Consider the following 19,389-nt stretch of genomic DNA (forward strand, 5'->3'; position numbering starts at 1 on the left):
GGCCGAAGGAATCGGATTTCCTTAGCGCCATGTTAAAAAAACAAATTGTGATTGGTTCGGTATTGAAACCTGTGGATGACATACGTCACTATCACAAGCTTGCCCTATCAATGACGAAAACAAATAAATATGGTTTTAATATCATAGGATTCAATTCGAAAAATCACTCCACCCACCCCGATATTATATTTATCCCTCTCTTTCACTTTAAAAGAATCTCGTTAGGGAGACTATTCGCCCCTCTCAGATTTCTCTTGAAATTGATTAAACTAAAACCTGAAGCAATAATAGTTAATACACCTGAATTACTGCCTGTTAGTATTCTATACCAAATAATATTTGGTACCCGGATTGTGTATGATATTCAGGAAAACTATCATCTGAACATCAAATACCTTTCTCCTCTTCCCTCCTTTCTAAAACCTCTTGCAGCCGCATGGGTCAGAGGGGTTGAAACAATGAGCGCTCCATTTGTCAGGCATTTCATTCTGGCAGAAAACAGCTACACTTCGCTACCCTTTATTGGTAGCCGGTGGACTGTGCTACAAAACAAAGCGCTGCCCCTGCCTGCCCCTGCCACCGGAAAGGGAGACCTCAACGCCCCGGTATTTCTTGTGTCGGGCACGCTATCTCTCACCTACGGCATTCGGGAAGCCATCGACGCTTTTCTGAAAATTCACGAAACTATTCCCGGCAGCCAGCTCCACCTGTGTGGTAAGGTGCCGGATAAAAAGTCGCTGCAATACGTCGGTGAAACGATAGACAATCACCCTTCCATCAAGCTAACAGGAGGAGCCGGCGGAGTGCCTTATGAGACCATACAATCTGCCATTGCTCAAGCCGACTTTGGGCTTGTCTTTTATCCTGAAAACCCAGCCATCAACGAGTGTTTTCCTACCAGGATTTGGGAGTACATGTCCTATCGGCTGCCGATGATTATTCAGGAAGAAAGGATGTGGACCAACTACTGTCTGGAAAAAAAAGCAGCTGTTATTTTTAAATCCGGGCAAGCTTCGACTGGCGATTTTTTATCCATACTTGATAGCACCTTCTATCCTGCCACTATCGACTACAGCGACATCTACTGGACAGCTGAGGAACACAAGCTTACCGAGTTGGTTAACACGCTTACGTTGGATCGGTAACCACATGTTCAGACCTCTTTGACCAAGGCGTGAACGTCTCTTCCTGTTTTTGCGTTACGATATCGGTTGAAAAATATTTTTAGATAACTCTAAAATATTTTTACCTTTGGATAAAAATAATTTGTAATGCTAAGCTTTGCCGAAGAAAACTACCTGAAAGCCATATTTCATTTGTCTGACAGCGGTGCTACTGAGGTGTCTACCAATGCTATTTCTGACCACATGAGCACGAAGCCTGCGTCGGTCAGCGACATGATCAGGAAGCTGGACGAAAAAGGGATGGTGACTTACAAAAAGTACTATGGGGTCAATATTTCCAAGAAAGGAAAAATGATGGCTTTGCAAGTCATTCGCAAGCACCGGCTTTGGGAAGTGTTTCTGGTTGATAAATTAAAATTCAATTGGGACGAAGTGCATGAAGTGGCCGAACAGCTGGAGCATATCAGGTCGGGGCTCCTTATCCAGCGCCTGGATGAGTTCCTCGATTACCCCAAAGTAGACCCTCATGGAGATCCTATTCCTGACGAAAACGGTGAGATGGCGGTTGCAAAAAAAACACCTCTGGACAAGGTTGAGGTGGGAGTCAAAGGGAAAATTGTAGCGGTTAATGACGAAGGCTCGTCCTTTTTACAATACCTCGATAAAATCGGTATCTACCTTGGTGCCAGACTGGAGGTAACCGGGCGGGTCGACTTTGATGGTTCCATGGAGATACTGATAGATAACAAACAAAAGGTGTTCATATCCAGAGAAGTGTCTCAAAACATTTTGATTACAGATTAAATATGAAAAAATTGATATTGAGAATAACCCTGTCAGTTGCAATCATCAACATACTGTTCTTTGGCTGCACCCAAACCAGCCAAAAAAGGCAGAAAGATGCGAAGCTCAAAGTGCTGGCGACTACGGGAATGATTTACGATGCCGTACTGAATATCGCAAAAGACTCCGTTGAAGCGGATGCCCTAATGGGGCCCGGCGTTGATCCTCACCTTTACAAAGCCACCCAGGGAGACCTCCAGCGACTATCAGCGGCCAACGTTGTTTTTTATAACGGCCTTCACCTTGAAGGCAAAATGGGTGAAGTGCTGGAGAAGCTGGGGCGGCTGAAGCCGGTTGTGGCTGTATCAGAAGAAATACCAAAGGAAAGGCTTAGGGACACGCCTGTTTTCGCAGGAAACTATGACCCTCATATTTGGTTCAATGTTGACCTGTGGAAAAACGCCGTGCTGGAAGTTGGCAAGACGCTGAAAGAAAAAGACCCGGACAACGCCGCTTACTACCAGAAAAATATGGACGTTTATCTGCATAAGCTTGATTCGCTTCATAGTTGGGTAAAGACAGAAATAGCCACCATTCCCGAAACCCAGAGGATTCTGGTTACTGCACATGATGCATTCGGCTACTTTGGCGATGCTTACAATATTGAAGTAAATGGGCTTCAGGGTATCTCCACACAATCAGAATTTGGCCTCAAAGACGTAGCCGACCTGGTGAACCTTATTGTTGACAGAAACGTCAAAGCTGTTTTTGTTGAGACTTCGGTATCTGAAAGAGCCATTAATGCGGTGGTAGACGGCTGCAGGCAGCGTGGACATAATGTAGTGATTGGTGGCAAGCTCTATTCCGACGCAATGGGCGAATTTGGCACACAAGACGGCACCTATATAGGTATGGTGACGGCGAATGTAAACACAATAGTATCCTCGTTAAAATAATCTGGTAAGATGAACATACATGCAGAAGATCCGATCATCGAAGTTCACGACCTCACGGTCAGCTACAGTCAAAAGCCGGTGCTGTGGGGAATTGACCTCTCTCTTCCCAAAGGCAGCCTGGTAGGCATAGTGGGGCCTAACGGTGCCGGTAAGTCGACCCTTATCAAGGCCATTATGGATCTCGTGCCGCTTAGCAGCGGTTATGTGAAGCTGTTTGACACACAGCTTGACAACGTGAGGGAAAAGATCAGCTACGTGCCCCAGCGGGAGTCGGTCGACTGGGACTTTCCAGCGTCGGTTCATGATGTGGTGATGATGGGCCGTTACGGAAAGCTGGGGCTTTTCAAAAGGCCACGGCAAGCCGACAGAGAGGTGGTGCAGGAGAGCATGCGTTTGGTAGGCATGGAGGCTTTCAAAAACAGGCAGATTTCACAGCTGTCGGGTGGACAACAGCAGCGGGTGTTTCTGGCCCGGGCGCTGGCGCAGCAGGCAGAGGTCTATTTTATGGATGAGCCATTTGCCGGCGTAGATGCGGCCACTGAAAAAGCAATTGTAGAGCTGCTGAGGAGAATGTCGAAAGAAGGTAAAACGGTAGTCGTGGTGCACCACGACTTGCAGTCCGTAGCCAAGTATTTCGACTGGCTCATTTTGCTGAACATGCGACTGGTGGCTTCCGGGCCAACGGTCGATGTGTTTAAAGAAGAGCTTTTGCAGGAAGCGTATGGAGGCAAGCTCACCATTCTGTCGGAAGTGGGAGACTTGCTTACTAAAGGGCGCTTCCCCAGCAGAGAGAAAACAGTGTAGGCAAACCAGGCGACCCTTATTATGGAAGACTTTCTCTATTTCTTTTCTTTTCAGGATCCCAACATCAGGTACGTGGTGGTGGGTTCGGTGCTACTGGCTATCAGTGCGGCCATTGTAGGTTGTTTTACCTTTCTCAAGAAAAGAGCCCTCATTGGAGACGCCGTTGCACATTCGGTTCTTCCCGGTGTATGTCTGGCCTTTGTTGTCACAGGAACCAAGAACCCCATTTACCTGATTATTGGGGCGTTCATCACAGGCTGGCTCTCTCTCCGGTTCATTGACATGATCGTTAGGTATTCCAAACTAAAAGAAGACACCGCCATCGGCCTCACCCTGTCAGTTTTTTTCGGCCTCGGCATTCTGATCCTTACGGCTATCCAGCATTCCGGCAACGCCAATCAAAGCGGACTGGATCAATTCCTGTTTGGCAAAGCAGCCTCTCTTGTTGGCCAGGATCTCATCGTGTTCGGGTCGGTCAGTATTATTTTGCTGCTGGTTGTCGGCCTCCTTTTCAAAGAGCTGACTCTTCTTGCCTTTGACGAACAGTTTGGCAAAGCCATTGGCATGCCTGTGAAAGGGCTGGAGCTCGTTTTGACAACGCTCACCGTGCTGGCCGTAGTTACCGGCATTCAGGCTGTGGGCGTGGTGCTAATGGCTGCCATGCTCATTACGCCCGCAGCGGCGGCCCGGTTCTGGACCGACAAGCTGACCACAATGGTGTTCCTGGCAGCACTCTTTGGGGCAGTTTCGGGTATTTCTGGCGCCTACATCTCTTTCGTGGCTCCTGCTATGCCTACAGGACCGTGGATTGTCCTGGTGATTTCCTTCATCGCCATGAGCTCGTTCTTCATTGCGCCTAGAAAGGGCATCCTGTACAAGCAATACCAGCAAAGAAAGTATCAAAAGCAAATCCTGGAGGAAAACATCCTCAAGGCATTTTTCCACCTGGGTGAGGCCGATGAACAATACTATGGCCACCGTAAGATAAGCGACCTGATCTCCCAACGACGTTTCGTAATAGGGCGGTTAAAAGGCGGCCTCCAAAAACTAGTGAGAAGCGGTTTCCTGAAGCAGGATCGGGAAGGCTGGGTACTTACCGAAGAGGGTAAAAACAAAGGGCAACGCATAGTGAAGCTTCACCGGCTTTGGGAGCTTTACCTGACCGAGTATTTGCGAATTGCGCCCGACCATGTGCACGATGAGGCCGAAACCATCGAGCATATCATAACGCCGGAAATAGAAGCCCGGCTGGAGAAGAAACTGAACTATCCGTCGGTTGATCCGCACAACGAAACCATACCTTACAGATAAGCCATGGAAGCGATATATATCATCTTAGCAGGTTCTTTGGTGGCCGTTTCGTGCGGCCTGGTGGGGAGCTACCTCATCCTTCGAAAAATGGCCATGGTAGCTGATGCCATTTCTCATGCCGTGTTGCCGGGTATTGTAATAGCATTTTTCATTTCTGGCAGCCGGGACTCCCTGCCCATGCTTTTGGGAGCCGGTGCGCTGGGCATCATCACCACTTTTCTCATCGAATTCTTCCACAAAAAGGGCAATCTCCAAACCGACGCCTCCATTGGTGTCACCTTCACCTGGCTGTTTGCCCTGGGCGTTATTTTGATTTCTACTTTCGCTGGCAAGGTTGACCTCGACCAGGACTGCGTACTTTACGGTGAAATTGCTTACGTGCCCATTGACCTTTGGATCACCGACACCGGCACCATCATGGGGCCAAGGGTACTGTACATCTCCGGATCTGTGCTGCTGGTGGTCATTGCTTTCATCTTCATCGGATACAAAGAGCTCTTTCTCACCACCTTCGACCCCTCCTACGCCGCCATCATTGGCATCAATACCACGCTTTGGCACTATTTGCTCATGGGAGCTGTGTCGCTTACAACGGTGGCATCTTTCGAGTCTGTTGGGGCAATTTTGGTGGTGGCTTTGCTTATTGCCCCGCCAGCAACAGCCTACCTGCTCACGGAGGATTTCAAGAAAATGCTTATTTTCACTTGTATCATCGGCATAATTGTCTCCGTGCTGGGCTATTATCTTGCGTCTTATATTGACGGATCCATCGCCGGTGCTATGTCGACGGTGGCGGGTTTAATCTTTTTGGTTGTATTTTTGTTCTCTCCTACGCAAGGAGTAGTGTTCAGAAATAGAAGATCGAAACTTTCCATGACTTTAAAAGAGGAACCGATATGAAGCAATTGATTGGACTACTATCAGTAGCCGTGCTGGCCATTGTGGTCACGGCGGCGGTGCCAGCTGAACCAACAGCTACAGAATGGACGTCTATTGACCAGCTGGCTGAAAAGCTCAAGAAAGAGCCCAGACCTGTGATTGTGGAGATGTACGCCAACTGGTGTGGCTGGTGTAAGAAGATGGATAAAACCACTTTTGCTGATCCTGAAATTGCATCGCTGGTCAATGAGTCGGTTTACGTGGTCAAAATAAATGGAGAGACAACAGATAAGTTTACCTTTTTGGGTAAGGAAACCAGTGGCAGAGAGATGGTAAAGGCACTGGGGATTCAAGGATATCCAACCTTCATTTTGGTAGACAACGATCAGGACAGACTTGAAATCGTTTCAGGATACAAAACTTCGCCGCAGCTCAAGAGGATCATCACTAAGCTAGCCAAAAAATAAGCGTTACAAAAACACAAATAACAAAACGCAAATAAGCTCCAATCACCTAAAATTCACATTTGAAACGGTTTAGTATCTTGATGTTGTATTTTTGTGATTCCTTGAATTTTGTTGCTTGTCTTTTGTTATTTCTACCGAATCTTTCATTTTAATCAACAGTTCATAACCCTTGGGTGCTCTCTCCTACTCTCAGTTCGACGATACCATTGTGGCGCTTGCTACCCCTCAGGGCATTGGCGCCATTGCGGTGGTTCGCCTCTCCGGGCCTCAAGCGATAAGTATTGCCAATGCCGTCTTTCATGGCAAAGATCTTGACACAGTCGATTCACACACCATCCATTTTGGCACTATCAGAGAAGGCAAAGAGATCATCGACGAAGTGTTGATGTCGGTCTTCATAGCCCCCAGGTCGTTCACCAAAGAAAACGTGGTGGAGATTTCCTGTCATGGCTCATCATACATCATCAAGCGCATCATTAACCTCGTTGTGGGCAAGGGAGCCAGGTTGGCCAAGCCGGGAGAATTCACCAAAAGGGCATTTCTCAACGGGCAATTCGATCTGGCCCAGGCCGAGGCAGTAGCCGATGTGATCAGCTCCGACTCGGAGGCAGCCCACCAGGCCGCTATGTCGCAGATGCGGGGAGGCTTTTCGAAGGACATCAAACAACTGCGGGAGCAGCTCATCCACTTTGCCAGCATGATTGAGCTGGAGCTGGACTTCGGTGAAGAGGATGTGGAATTTGCCGACCGCCACGACCTGGCAAAGCTGGTCAACGACTTGAAGGTTATTATAAACCAGCTGATCAAAAGCTTCGATCTGGGCAACGTGATTAAAAACGGCGTGCCGACAGTAATTGCTGGAAAGCCCAATGCAGGCAAGTCTACCCTGCTCAATGCTTTGCTCAAAGAAGAAAAGGCGATCGTTTCTGACATTGCCGGCACCACCCGTGACTCCATTGAAGATGAAATCAATATTGAAGGCGTGGCTTTCAGGTTCATTGACACGGCCGGCATCAGAGAAACAACCGATGTAATCGAAGCACTCGGTGTGGAAAGAACGCACAGCAAAATGAAAGAGGCCTCGCTGATCCTTTACCTTTTTGACCTGGTGAACGACAACATCACCGACATCAACAAAGAGATCAACAAGCTTGAGAACCTGGGCAAGCCGTTCATTCCTATCGGGAACAAGATAGACAAAGCGCCCGCTGGTCTGGTGGCTCAGCTAAAAGAAGATGACCGGTTCATCTTTATTTCTGCCTCTCAGCAGCAATACCTGGAAGAGCTGAAAGACAAAATCCTCGATCAGGTCAACCTGAAGAACATCCGCAGCAGCGACACCATAGTCACCAACGCCCGGCACTTTGAAAGCCTGCTGAAGACCAGCCAAGCACTCGATGACGTGCTCACGGGCATCGGCTCCAACGTCACCGGCGACTTCCTGGCCCTCGACATCCGCCAGGCCCTTCACCACCTCGGTGAGATTACAGGTGAGGTAACGAATGATGACTTGCTGGCGAATATTTTTAGTAAGTTTTGTATCGGGAAATGAAAATTAAGATAGCAGACATTAGTCCATATCTGGAAAGCCTTAGTGAGAAAGAAAAGGATAAGCTGATCGCCCGGTTGCTGACAAAAAACCAGGCTGAGCTGGAGGCAATCTATTTTCAGAAGGTGGCTTCAAAAAACGACCTGGAAGATCTATTTGCCGATGTAAAAGCTGAAATAGAAGACGCCATGAATGTTTATATCAATTATGGTGTCATACAAAAGAACCTTGCCAAAGGCATCCAAAAGGCTACACAGTCAATCAACCGTTATAAGGCAATTGATCGGCGCCCGGAAAAAGAGGTCGAACTGATTATGTATATGCTGGAGATCATTTTTACGGATTTCGGCAATGAATTCGGCACTTGCTGGACAGTTTTTGATTTTAGGGTAGCGCAAGCGATATCTAAAGCAGTCACAATTGTTACCAGGAAAATCCACGCAGACTACAGAATGGACTTTGAGGGTAAAATCAATGGACATATACGGCGACTTAAGGCCGAGGCTTCCCACAATGACGTGATTTACAACTTGCCGGATAAGATAACCTATTAAGCCCCTGCCCCAACTTTTGCATCTTTTACAAAATAATATTAACACCGTTTTACAGTAAATTACTTACTTAGGTGATTGGGAAGGTTTCTCAAAAATACTTTGCGTAAGTAAAACATGTCGGAAAATCAAAAAAAGCAGCTAGAACAACAGCTCTGGAATATTGCCAACACCCTGAGGGGGAAGATGGATGCAGATGAATTTCGGGACTATATACTGGGGTTCATTTTTTACAAGTACCTCTCCGAGAAAATGGAAATGTATGCCAACTCCATTTTGAAGTCGGATCGCATCCACTACAAAGACATCAAAGAAGATGCGGCCAACGGGCCCGAATACATTGAAGCCATCAGGGAAGAGGCGCTGGACAAACTCGGCTATTTCCTGAAGCCCTCGGAGCTGTTCAGCGAGGTGGCCCACCGAGGAGGCAACGGACACAAGGCGGGAACAAATTTTATCATCGAAGACCTGCAAAAAATCCTCATCAATATCCAGAACAGCACCATGGGTACCGACAGCGAGGAGGAGTTTGACAACCTATTTGAGGACATGGATTTGAATAGCACCAAACTTGGCAAGACACCAGAAGCCCGAAACGAGATCATTGCCAAGGTGCTTACCCACTTAGACAAAATTGACTTTAAGCTGGAGCAAACCGAGCTGGACGTTTTGGGTGATGCCTACGAATACCTGATCGGGCAGTTCGCCAGTGGAGCGGGAAAAAAGGCTGGAGAGTTTTACACTCCGCAGGAAGTGAGCATGGTATTAGCCAAGCTTGTGACCACTGGCAAAACCAAACTAAAGTCTGTGTATGACCCCACTTGCGGATCAGGCTCCCTCCTCTTGCGGGTAGCCAGGGAAGTGGAGGAGGTCAATACATTCTACGGGCAGGAGCTTAACCGGACGACCTACAACCTTGCCCGAATGAACATGATATTGCATGATGTGCATTACCGGAGGTTTGATATCAAGCAAGAAGATACACTGGAGCACCCGCAGCACCTAGGCATGACATTTGAAGCCATAGTGGCCAATCCTCCTTTTTCAGCACACTGGAGTGCCAACCCGCTGTTTACGAGCGACGATCGGTTTAGCCAATACGGCAAGCTGGCTCCAGGCAGTAAGGCCGATTTTGCCTTTGTGCAGCACATGATACACCACCTGGCCGAAAATGGCACCATGGCCATCGTATTGCCGCACGGAGTGCTCTTTAGAGGCGGTGCCGAACTGCATATCCGCAGGTATTTGATAGAAGACCGCAATTACCTCGATGCGGTGATTGGTTTGCCCTCGAACATTTTCTACGGCACCAGCATACCCACTTGCATACTGGTGTTTAAGAAGTGCAAGGAACACCCCGAAGACGTGCTCTTTATAGACGCCAGCCAGCATTTCGACAAGGTAAAAACGCAAAATGTGCTGAGGGAAGAGCATATCAACAAGATAGTAGACACCTACCGCAGCCGCAGCACTGAAGATAAATACAGCTACCGGGCCACACTGGCCGAAATAGCCGACAACGACTACAACCTGAATATTCCTCGGTATGTTGATACTTTCGAAGTGGAAGAGCAGATTGACCTGGAAGCCGTAGCCAGCGAGCTAAAAGCGCTGGACAAAGAAGTGTTGGAGACGGACAATGTGCTGGAGGTGTTTTGTAAGGAACTTAATATTTCTACGCCATTCTGACATGGGAAATAACTATCAACCAACACTTAGGTTTCCTGAATTTAGCGGCGATTGGCCAACCCAAGCACTTGGCTACTTTATAGAAGAAAGGAAAGAGATTTCAGATGAAGAATTGCCTCTATACAGTTTGACCATCGAAAAGGGAATTGTAGCCAAAAGCGAAAGGTATGAAAGGAGCCATTTGGTAAATGATGAGGGAGACGCTTACAAAGTCATGTACGAAAATGATTTTGCATTTAATCCAATGAACCTAAGATTTGGCGCACTAGCTAGATACAAGGAAAACAGCAAAGTCAAAGTGTCAAAATATTATAACATCTTCTATTGCAATGATAATGGCAATCCGATTTTTTTTGAGAACTACCTTACTAGCTTCAAGTTAATTCAATTTTATGACAGGATGTCAACTGGCAGTTTGATTGAGAAAAAGAGAGTTCATTACCTAGATTTCGTTCATTTTAAGAGACATATACCCTCCCTCCCCGAGCAGCAAAAAATAGCTTCCTTTCTCACAGCGGTGGACAGCAAGCTGCAAGCCCTCAAAAAGAAAAAAGCCTTGCTGGAGCAATACAAAAAAGGCCTGATGCAAAAGCTCTTTTCTCAGGAGCTGAGGTTCAAAGATGAGAATGGAAAGGAGTTTCCGGAGTGGGAGAAGAAGAAGTTGGGGGAGGTTGCGAAAGTTTATGACGGGACGCATCAAACGCCAAACTATGTAGAAGAGGGTGTTCCTTTCTATAGTGTTGAACATGTTACTGCAAATCAATTCTCCGAAACTAAATTCATTTCCGAAGCGGTTTTTATTAAGGAAAACCAGCGGGTTGAACTACAAAAAGGAGACATTTTGATGACCAGAATTGGAGATATCGGTACTCCAAGGCTCATTGATTGGGATGTAAGAGCCTCTTTTTATGTGAGTCTTGCTCTTATAAAAAGTAAAGCAACTATCAATAGTAAATACCTCAGTCATTATATCAATTCCAACATGTTTCAGAATGAACTTTGGATGAGAACAATACATGTTGCTTTCCCTAAGAAGATTAACTTAGGTGAGATTGGCGAATGTTTTTTAGAACTCCCTTCAAAGAATGAACAAACCAAAATAGCCAATTTCCTTTCTGCCATAGATGAAAAGATTGAGAAGGTGACTGCTCAAATCGAAAAGACCGAGCAGTGGAAAAAGGGGCTTTTACAACAGATGTTTGTATAGTGTATGGCGAACGAAGATGAACTAAACAAGTGGTTGAAGTTTCTTGACCCTGAAAACCTTAAAGGAAACTTAGTATTTTCATCACTTTTCATTGCTTCATTTGAAGCTTTCAAAGATCATACTATTGAAACAGTAAAGTTCTTTTTCAACACTGGTTTCATTAATGGCGAATACACTTTTTCTGACACTTATGAAAAAGATGTAAAATCCAAGGACAAAAGTGTGCTCAAAGCCACCTTACTTTGGCTAAAAGACATGGGAGCCATAACGACTGAAGATATTGCAAAAGTCGATGAACTTAGGCAATACCGAAATAAGCTCTCCCATGAATTAATGGCCTTACTTTTTGAAGGTTTGCCACAGGAATTTCCTGAAAAATTAGCAGATTTGATTCTTTTGAGGGTCAAAATTGAGAAATGGTGGACACTAAACATCGAAATACCTACGAATCCAGATTTTGACTCCGAAGAAGAAATAAGTGAAAAAGATATTTTGACACCTTCTCAAATTTTCCACCAGCTTGTCTTCGATATGCTTTCAGGCGATGAAAAGACAGCACACTATTACCAGGAAGAGTTCAAAAAAAGATTTAAAAAATAATGGGTAAACAACCCGAGCAAATATTAGAGGATCAATTAGTTGCTCAATTGCAAACAATGGGATATGGCTTGGTATTCATCAAAGATGAAACTGAGCTAATAGCCAACCTTAAGAGTCAACTAGAGAAGCACAACGGAATCATTTTTACAGACAAGGAATTTGACCGGGTGCTCAATATCCTCAGCAAAGGCTCGGTATTTGAAAAAGCCAAAACACTAAGAGAAAAGCAGCACCTAGTCCGGGACAATGGGGACAATCTCTATTTCGAGTTTATCAATACAGAACATTGGTGTCAGAACCAGTTCCAGGTCACTCACCAGGTCACCATGGAAGGCACCTACAAAAACCGCTACGACGTTACCCTCCTCATCAATGGGCTGCCCTTGGTGCAAATAGAGCTTAAAAGAAGGGGCTTAGAGCTTAAGGAGGCTTTTAACCAAATCAACCGCTATCAAAGGCATTCGTTTGGAGCCAATAGCGCTCTGTTTCAGTACGTTCAGATTTTCGTCATTAGCAATGGAGTAAATACCAAGTTTTACGCCAATAACCGGCTTCAGTCTTTCAAACAAACCTTCTACTGGAGCGACAAAGCCAACATGCGGCTCACCAATATACTGAATGGGTTCACCAGTGAGTTCCTGGAGCCTTGCCACATCTCTAAAATGATCTGTAAGTACATTGTGCTCAACGAAGCCAACAAAGTGCTTATGGTGCTCCGCCCCTACCAGTACTATGCGGTGGAAGCGTTAATTGACCGGGTCAAAAACTCTAATCAGAACGGCTATATATGGCACACAACAGGCTCGGGAAAGACTTTGACTTCATTCAAAGCAAGTCAGATCATTATGAACCTGCCCGAGGTAAAAAAGGTGGTGTTCGTGGTAGACAGAAAAGACCTGGACTATCAAACCACCAAGGAGTTTAACAGCTTCAGCAAAGGAAGTATTGACGGCACCGACAATACGCAGGCGCTTGTCAAGCAGTTTTCAGATGACACCAGGCTCATAGTTACCACCATTCAAAAGCTGAACACCGCCATCAGCAAATCGCAGTATTTGGCTAAGATGGAAAAGGTAAAGAATGAGCGGATAGTGTTCATCTTTGATGAGTGCCACCGCTCCCAGTTTGGCGAAACGCACAACCGCATCAAAGCCTTTTTTACTAACAATCAGTTATTCGGCTTTACAGGCACACCGATTTTTGTAGACAATGCCGTTTCCAATGAATTAGGCAAAAGAACTACCAAAGAGCTGTTTGGCGAATGCCTCCACAAATATGTGATTACAGATGCCATCAAAGATGAAAACGTACTGCGGTTTTCGGTGGAGTATGTAGGCAGATATAGGCAAAAAGACGGGGCAGCTACCGATATAGATATTGAAGTGGAGGACATTGACAAACAAGAGTTGATGGAATCACCCGAAAGGCTGGAGAAGATTACTGACTATATTTTGGCTCAACACAGTCGGAAAACCTACAATAAGACTTTCACCGGCATGTTTTGCGTGAGCAGCGTGAAAACGTTAATTAAGTATTACGACATTCTACAAAGGAAAAAGGCTGCTGGTGAGCACAATTTGAAGGTTGCTACTATCTTCAGCTATGTGGCTAATGAGGAGGATGCAGACGCCAACGGCTTTTTGACAGGTGATGTTTTGATGGCAGCAGAGCCGAGGATGTTATACGGCGTCAACGCTCACAGCAGGGAACGACTGGATGAGTTCATTGTCCACTACAATGAAATGTTTGAGACTAAGTTCTCAACCAAAGACAGCCAATCCTTTTACAACTACTATAACGACATTTCCAAAAAGGTAAAGGAAGGAAAAGTTGACATTCTATTGGTAGTCAACATGTTTTTGACCGGTTTTGACAGTCAAAGGCTGAATACGCTGTACGTAGATAAAAACCTTAAGTACCATGGCCTCATACAAGCCTATTCTCGCACCAATCGAATACTGAACGAACAGAAGTCACAAGGCAATATTGTAGTGTTCCGCAACCTCAAAAAGGCTACTGATGAGGCAATCACCTTATTCAGCAACAAAGAGGCGATTGAGGCGATTATAATGAAGCCCTATGAGGACTATGTGAAGAAGTTCAACGAAGCCTTTATTGAGCTTCTGAGGGTCACTCCTACTGTCAACAGTGTCAATGACCTGGCAAGTGAGGAAGAAGAGCTGGAGTTCATCAAAGCGTTCAGGGATTTGATGAGGATCAAAAACACGATGGCCACGTTTGCTGATTTCGACTGGCAGGATTTGGCCATGCCCGAACAGCTTTTTGAGGATTTCAAAAGTAAATACCTAGACCTCCACGAAAAGACGAAAACCGATAATCAGAAAGAAAAGGTTTCTATCCTGGAGGACGTAGATTTTGAACTGGAGCTGATCCACCGTGATAACATCAATGTCAGCTACATTCTAAAGCTGTTGGCTAACCTGAAGGATGCAAAAAAAGAAGACAGAGCACAAAGGCAAAAAGATGTTCTGGATTTGCTCGCTGGAGAAGCGAACCTGAGAAGCAAGAGAGAATTGATTCAAAGGTTCATTCTGGAGAACCTGCCAATCATTGAAGACACGGACACCATACCTGAAGAATTTGAGAAGTTTTGGAGTATTGAGCAGGAAAAAGCCTTCAAAGGGCTGGTGGAGGAAGAAAAACTCATTCCAGAAAGAACGCAAAAGCTCATTGAGAATTACCTGTTTGCCGAACGTGATCCGTTGAGAGATGAAGTTTTGGCACTGATTGACGGTGAACAGCCTTCAGTACTTCACCGCAAAAAGATAGGCGATCAGATATTGAGTAAGATTTTAGGGTTTGTGGAGACGTTTGTGAATGGTATGGGGGGATAGTGAATTACTGTAACTGATATTTAAAATACTCAAAGTTGTAAAAGCTAGTTTCATTCAAAACAAGCTTTTAACCGAAGGCCAAATTGATGTTTCTTTGGCGGGAATTTGAAAAGTGCTTTGTACTTATCATTAGAAAGCCTATTTTTTCGAAATTATTCAAAGCAATATTATTTCGAACTTGACTCTTACAGTACATCACACCTGTAGTAAAAAAGGAGGTCACCAAAAGGTATTGGAACTTTTCCCATTTGCTTCAGATCATAATGACGACGAAGGGAAACGCCCGTTTCTTGGACAGGGGTATTACTTTTGGGACTACAATCTGTCTTATGCTAAAACATGGGGAAGAAATCACTATGCTAATGACTACTTTGTAATTGAAGCTGATATTACCATAGACGACGAAAAACATGACTTCTTTTTAGACCTAGTTGGAAATAGGAAGGATTTAGTCGGGTTTGTTAACTTATTAGGTGAATTTGACTTTATTGACGATAAAGGTGCTGTTGAAGGTATAGACCTTTGTCACATAATAGACTATTTAAGGTATGAGTGCCCACCGGATGTGTTTCCATTTAGAATAATCAGGTCTGTTGATTACAAGAATACTAATGAAGCAGGTATAAAAATTGACTTCAATTATGAGCAAAACGGCAGAAAAAGTTACACAATATTAAACCCAAAGTTTATAGTTTCTTTCCTATCGAAAGATGATATTGTGTATTTAACGAAACCATTTATTAAGTTTGTATCGTTATAACTGATATGGAAGCATTAGAAAAAGCAAGGCTAGCTCTAAGAGAGCACTTAGCAAACAATAAAGCAAAGGTAAAGGCTGATTTAGAAAGGTTGCGTAAAAAATCAGTTGGAGACGATCTTTTCAGCTATATCGGAGATCATTCGAAGTCTTTTGCATTTGAGGAAATGGTTTCAGTTCCTGCAACTGTTGTAGACGCCCCTCTAACTTCAGTGGATAACTATATTTTGGAATGCGATCTTATTGGCTGCAACAAATTTGTACCGCCAGACAAACCTTATAGAAAGCATAAAGAAAAAGACCCTGCTATAGTTTCAGGGTCTTTTTTTTTATAATATTATTGTGTCATGCTAGAAGCAAAACAAGCCTCATTTTCATTCGAAGATTTTACTGTAGTCAAATTTTCTTACGATAAGAAGAATGACAATGGAAATCCCATGAAAGTTGGTTTCACTCCGAGTGGTATTTTTGAGTTATCTAATGGCATTTTTAAACTACGTTTAGATTTCACTGCTTTTAGTCCTGAACAAGAGGACAAACCAATTTTTAGTGTTAGCTGCTTAGCTATATTCGAATTTCCGGACAAGCCCAGCTATGATGAAATTCCAAAATACTTCTATGCTAATGCAATAGCAATTGTATTTCCCTACCTAAGAGCATTTGTCAGCACTTTAACACTCCAAGCAAACACTAAAGTATTAAGACTCGGACTATTCAATCTTTCAGAGTTAGAAAAGCCACTACGAGAAAGTACAAAGGTTATATAATTGCACCCCCATTTAGCCTCAAAAATCAAATAAAATGGAATAACTGTACCTTATTTGTACCTAAAAATTGTAACTATCTGATTATCAGCACTAATCACTTTTTGTATCGGAAAGTAAATAACGATCACCAGCAATGAAAAAGTGTGCGGCTGTGAATCGGATTGCGATATAAATTACATTTTATGTAACTTTACATTTACAATTGAAGTAATGAGGATTGTAACGTTCCGAAGGATCAGGGAATACACCGAAAAGGTGCCGGAGGCCAAAACAGCCCTGGAAGAGTGGTATCACAAAACCAGCAAAGCCAGTTGGGAGAATTTCCGGGAGATGAGACAGACCTTTAATAGTGTGGACCATGCCGGAAGCAACCGGTATGTTTTCAACATCAAAGGAAATAAATTCCGGCTGATTGCTATAGTGATTTTTGCTTCAAAAAAAGTGTATATCCGGTTTATCGGTTCACATTCTGAATATGACGACATTCAGGACAATTCAAGTATCTAAAGAATACGGATATGATCAAAGAAAAGGAATATAAAAAGTACCTGGCACGGATTGAAGAGCTTCTAAAAGTTGTGGGCAATGATACCTCTCCGGAAGACCCAACATTTGTCGAACTTGATGAAATATCTGACCTCGTTGCTGAGTACGAGGAAGCTCACCTGCCGGTAGCTACGCCTGGGCTGATCGATGTGATCCGGTTACGCATGTCTGAGATGGGCCTAAGCCAAAAGGAGCTTGCTGAACTCCTTGGAACATCCGCCAGCCGGATCAGTGAATACTTAAAAGGCAAGCGTGACATTACCCTGGACATGGCTAAGACTATACATAAAAAGCTGAACATCGATGCTGACATTATTCTCCAGTAAAGAAAGCCTGCCGGCAAACGACCTAGTGCCAGGATCGGCCATGCACCCTTGAGAGCTTTTAAAAGATGAGCTGGAAGCCAGGGAAATGAAGCAGATTGAGTTGGCAAAGGCGCTTGGTATTGCCAAGAATATAATGTCAGAGCTGATTGGAGGAAAGCGAAACATCACTCCGGAGTTGGCTGTGCGCCTGGAAGATGTCCTTGGCATCAAAGCAGAATTCTGGATGAAATACCAGGTTGCCTATGAGATCTATAAGATCCGGATCAAGAACAAAAAGGATGTGGAGAAGGCCGGTATGCCAGTAAAGACTAAAGTGAAAATGGCTTCAACTTGAAGATCGAAAACTAAAACTTCACTACATTTGTAATATGTTATAATATACTAGACATGAACATATCCGTATACTTGCCTGACAATCTTAAAAGTCGTTTCGATTCCTATGTCAAAAACAAAGGGTTGACCACAAATGCTGCTATTCGAAAAGCCGTCGAGTTGTTGCTGAACCAGGAAAAGAAAAGTAAATGGGGAGATTGGATCAACCATATAGAGCCGGATACTGAATTTCCTTCAGTGGATGACCTGAGAAAAGATCTCATCCCGCCGAAAGAAACTATCTTTTAAATGGCTTTCTTATTAGATACTTGCGTAGTTATCGATTTGGTAAGGGGTAATCAGGATATTATCCGCAAACTCAAGTCAAAGTCCCCAGCCACCGTTTTCATCTCGACCATAACGGAATTTGAATTACGCTTTGGGCTTGTTCAAAACCCACGTCTGAAGTCAAGAAGCAAGGAAGTTGTGCAAGCATTTCTATCAGAGGCAAATATCCTACCCTTCAGATCTGACGAATCACAAATTGCAGCCAAACTCAGATACGAATTAAAGCTTAAAGGAACCCCCATTGGAGCATACGATGTCTTGATAGCTGCCACTGCCTTGACCAACGATTTCATTTTCGTGACCTCAAATGAGAAAGAATTTAATCGTATTGAAGCGCTTAAAATTGAAAACTGGAGGTGAAATAGCATTCGAGAATGTGCACTTTTAAAATTTGCATTTGGCTGTTGAAGAGGCACCGACCTTTCTTCGTCTGCCATAAATCATTCGAAGGACAAGAACCGGCAAAGCCACCGTTTTCCCACACCCACCGCCCATACTCTCTCCTATTCCGAAATCATACCTACTGCCCTATCTTAGACAATTATTATCCAGAAGATCATGCATAGAAGAAAATTCATCCAGGCCTCAGCCATGGCGGCGGCAGTTGCAGCCAGCCCTTCATTCCCTCTTTTTTCAGGCACTAAAGCGCAGAGAAAGTTCAAATTAGCGCTCAATCCAGGGATTATTGGTGTAAAAGCCAATTTCGCACAAACCTTGGATTACGCCATCCAGTATGGTTATGAAGCTATTAGTCCGTTTACTCAGGAGGTGATGAAAGACTATTCGTCAGCACAGCTGAACGAAATTATGGCGAAGATGAAAGCGAACAAGATCACCTACGACTCCACCAATATACCTGTGGAGTTTCGCCGTGACGAAGCCAAGTTCAAAGAGGACGTGAAGGAACTGCCAAAGTTCTGCGAGGCCATGCAAAAACAAGGTGCCACACGGATCAACACCTGGATCATCTCCTCCCACCCCACCCTTACCTACAATGAAAACATGCGCCAGCATGCCGCCAGGCTTGGGGAATGCGCCAAAATAATGAATGAATATGGCATCAGGCTTGGCCTTGAGTACCTGGGCATGCGAACGCTTGTGGCCGGGAATCGCTATACATTTATCAGCTCCATGAAGGAAGGGAAAGAACTCATTGCTGCCATAGGAACTGGAAATGTTGGGTTTGTGCTGGACAGCTTCCACTGGTATTGCGCCAACGATACTCTGGAGGACATCAAAACCCTCACCCCTTCCGATATCATCACCGCCGACATCAACGACGCCAGAGCAGGCTTCAAACGAGAAGAGCAACAGGACGGAAAACGAGAGCTGCCACTTGCCACCGGTGTGATCAACATGAAAGACTTTCTGCAGGGTTTGATCGACATCGGGTACGACGGGCCGGTAAGGACGGAACCGTTCAACCAGGCACTTAACGAGCTTGAGAATGACGAGGCACTGGCCACCAATATGACCGCAATGAAAAAAGCACTGGCTTTGGTTGGAATGTAGGCCGGTGTCCTTGCCTATTTCGCATTAATCTGATGTTGCCTTACCC

21 protein-coding genes and 1 pseudogene are annotated in these 19,389 nt (G+C 44.7%); all 22 read left to right on the plus strand.

All coding sequences use genetic code 11. The annotated features are described in order from the left end of the window. Window positions 1-260 precede the first annotated feature (260 nt). The 22 genes and pseudogenes from RT717_RS11935 (at window position 261) to RT717_RS12040 (ending at window position 19,343) form a co-directional block, all read left to right on the plus strand. Complete coding sequence (locus tag RT717_RS11935; protein ID WP_317491969.1) at window positions 261-1,145, plus strand: glycosyltransferase; 885 nt, start codon at window positions 261-263, stop codon at window positions 1,143-1,145. A 126-nt stretch (window positions 1,146-1,271) separates the two neighbouring features. After that, window positions 1,272-1,928, plus strand: a complete 657-nt coding sequence (locus RT717_RS11940) for a metal-dependent transcriptional regulator (protein ID WP_317491970.1) — start codon at window positions 1,272-1,274, stop codon at window positions 1,926-1,928. 2 nt (window positions 1,929-1,930) lie between these two features. Then, window positions 1,931-2,863: a metal ABC transporter solute-binding protein, Zn/Mn family gene (locus RT717_RS11945; protein ID WP_317491971.1), complete on the plus strand. Its 933-nt coding sequence runs from the start codon at window positions 1,931-1,933 to the stop codon at window positions 2,861-2,863. A 9-nt stretch (window positions 2,864-2,872) separates the two neighbouring features. Beyond that, window positions 2,873-3,667, plus strand: a complete 795-nt coding sequence (locus tag RT717_RS11950) for a metal ABC transporter ATP-binding protein (protein ID WP_317491972.1) — start codon at window positions 2,873-2,875, stop codon at window positions 3,665-3,667. Between the two features lie 21 nt (window positions 3,668-3,688). Continuing rightward, window positions 3,689-4,978 carry a metal ABC transporter permease gene (locus RT717_RS11955; protein ID WP_317491973.1) on the plus strand — a complete coding sequence of 430 codons (1,290 nt, stop codon included), beginning with the start codon at window positions 3,689-3,691 and terminating at the stop codon, window positions 4,976-4,978. A 3-nt stretch (window positions 4,979-4,981) separates the two neighbouring features. Beyond that, window positions 4,982-5,878 carry a metal ABC transporter permease gene (locus tag RT717_RS11960; RefSeq protein WP_317491974.1) on the plus strand — a complete coding sequence of 299 codons (897 nt, stop codon included), beginning with the start codon at window positions 4,982-4,984 and terminating at the stop codon, window positions 5,876-5,878. After that, entirely contained in the window at window positions 5,875-6,324 is a 450-nt protein-coding gene (locus tag RT717_RS11965) for a thioredoxin family protein (RefSeq protein WP_317491975.1), read from the plus strand. The genes RT717_RS11960 and RT717_RS11965 overlap by 4 nt, the downstream gene beginning before the upstream one ends. A gap of 169 nt (window positions 6,325-6,493) precedes the next feature. After that, the gene (mnmE, locus tag RT717_RS11970) at window positions 6,494-7,876 is read left to right on the plus strand and encodes a tRNA uridine-5-carboxymethylaminomethyl(34) synthesis GTPase MnmE (RefSeq protein WP_317491976.1); all 1,383 of its coding nucleotides are present in this window, start codon (window positions 6,494-6,496) and stop codon (window positions 7,874-7,876) included. After that, window positions 7,873-8,427 (plus strand): hypothetical protein, encoded by a 555-nt coding sequence (locus RT717_RS11975; RefSeq protein ID WP_317491977.1) that lies wholly within the window; start codon window positions 7,873-7,875, stop codon window positions 8,425-8,427. The genes mnmE and RT717_RS11975 overlap by 4 nt, the downstream gene beginning before the upstream one ends. Before the next feature lie 114 nt (window positions 8,428-8,541). After that, window positions 8,542-10,113: a type I restriction-modification system subunit M gene (locus RT717_RS11980; RefSeq protein ID WP_317491978.1), complete on the plus strand. Its 1,572-nt coding sequence runs from the start codon at window positions 8,542-8,544 to the stop codon at window positions 10,111-10,113. 1 nt (window position 10,114) lies between these two features. Continuing rightward, entirely contained in the window at window positions 10,115-11,320 is a 1,206-nt protein-coding gene (locus RT717_RS11985; RefSeq protein ID WP_317491979.1) for a restriction endonuclease subunit S, read from the plus strand. 3 nt (window positions 11,321-11,323) lie between these two features. Next, window positions 11,324-11,920, plus strand: a complete 597-nt coding sequence (locus tag RT717_RS11990) for a hypothetical protein (protein WP_317491980.1) — start codon at window positions 11,324-11,326, stop codon at window positions 11,918-11,920. Next, window positions 11,920-14,775 (plus strand): type I restriction endonuclease subunit R, encoded by a 2,856-nt coding sequence (locus RT717_RS11995; RefSeq protein WP_317491981.1) that lies wholly within the window; start codon window positions 11,920-11,922, stop codon window positions 14,773-14,775. The genes RT717_RS11990 and RT717_RS11995 overlap by 1 nt, the downstream gene beginning before the upstream one ends. 178 nt (window positions 14,776-14,953) lie before the next feature. Next, window positions 14,954-15,535, plus strand: coding sequence for a hypothetical protein (locus tag RT717_RS12000; protein ID WP_317491982.1), 582 nt, complete (start codon window positions 14,954-14,956; stop codon window positions 15,533-15,535). Window positions 15,536-15,540: 5 nt separating this feature from the next. Continuing rightward, complete coding sequence (locus RT717_RS12005) at window positions 15,541-15,867, plus strand: hypothetical protein (RefSeq protein WP_317491983.1); 327 nt, start codon at window positions 15,541-15,543, stop codon at window positions 15,865-15,867. Between the two features lie 12 nt (window positions 15,868-15,879). Then, window positions 15,880-16,299: a hypothetical protein gene (locus RT717_RS12010; protein WP_317491984.1), complete on the plus strand. Its 420-nt coding sequence runs from the start codon at window positions 15,880-15,882 to the stop codon at window positions 16,297-16,299. Window positions 16,300-16,509: 210 nt separating this feature from the next. Further along, window positions 16,510-16,806 (plus strand): type II toxin-antitoxin system HigB family toxin, encoded by a 297-nt coding sequence (locus tag RT717_RS12015; RefSeq protein ID WP_317491985.1) that lies wholly within the window; start codon window positions 16,510-16,512, stop codon window positions 16,804-16,806. An 11-nt stretch (window positions 16,807-16,817) separates the two neighbouring features. Further along, window positions 16,818-17,171 carry a helix-turn-helix domain-containing protein gene (locus tag RT717_RS12020; protein ID WP_151996841.1) on the plus strand — a complete coding sequence of 118 codons (354 nt, stop codon included), beginning with the start codon at window positions 16,818-16,820 and terminating at the stop codon, window positions 17,169-17,171. 67 nt (window positions 17,172-17,238) lie between these two features. After that, a pseudogene (locus RT717_RS12025) lies at window positions 17,239-17,505 on the plus strand (HigA family addiction module antitoxin); the annotation flags it as partial. A gap of 53 nt (window positions 17,506-17,558) precedes the next feature. Continuing rightward, window positions 17,559-17,792 (plus strand): ribbon-helix-helix domain-containing protein, encoded by a 234-nt coding sequence (locus RT717_RS12030; RefSeq protein WP_317491986.1) that lies wholly within the window; start codon window positions 17,559-17,561, stop codon window positions 17,790-17,792. Then, window positions 17,793-18,191: a PIN domain-containing protein gene (locus RT717_RS12035; protein ID WP_317491987.1), complete on the plus strand. Its 399-nt coding sequence runs from the start codon at window positions 17,793-17,795 to the stop codon at window positions 18,189-18,191. 198 nt (window positions 18,192-18,389) lie between these two features. Then, complete coding sequence (locus tag RT717_RS12040; protein WP_317491988.1) at window positions 18,390-19,343, plus strand: sugar phosphate isomerase/epimerase family protein; 954 nt, start codon at window positions 18,390-18,392, stop codon at window positions 19,341-19,343. Window positions 19,344-19,389: the final 46 nt, after the last annotated feature.

This window comes from Imperialibacter roseus, from assembly GCF_032999765.1.
Classification (GTDB): Bacteria; Bacteroidota; Bacteroidia; order Cytophagales; family Cyclobacteriaceae; genus Imperialibacter; species Imperialibacter roseus.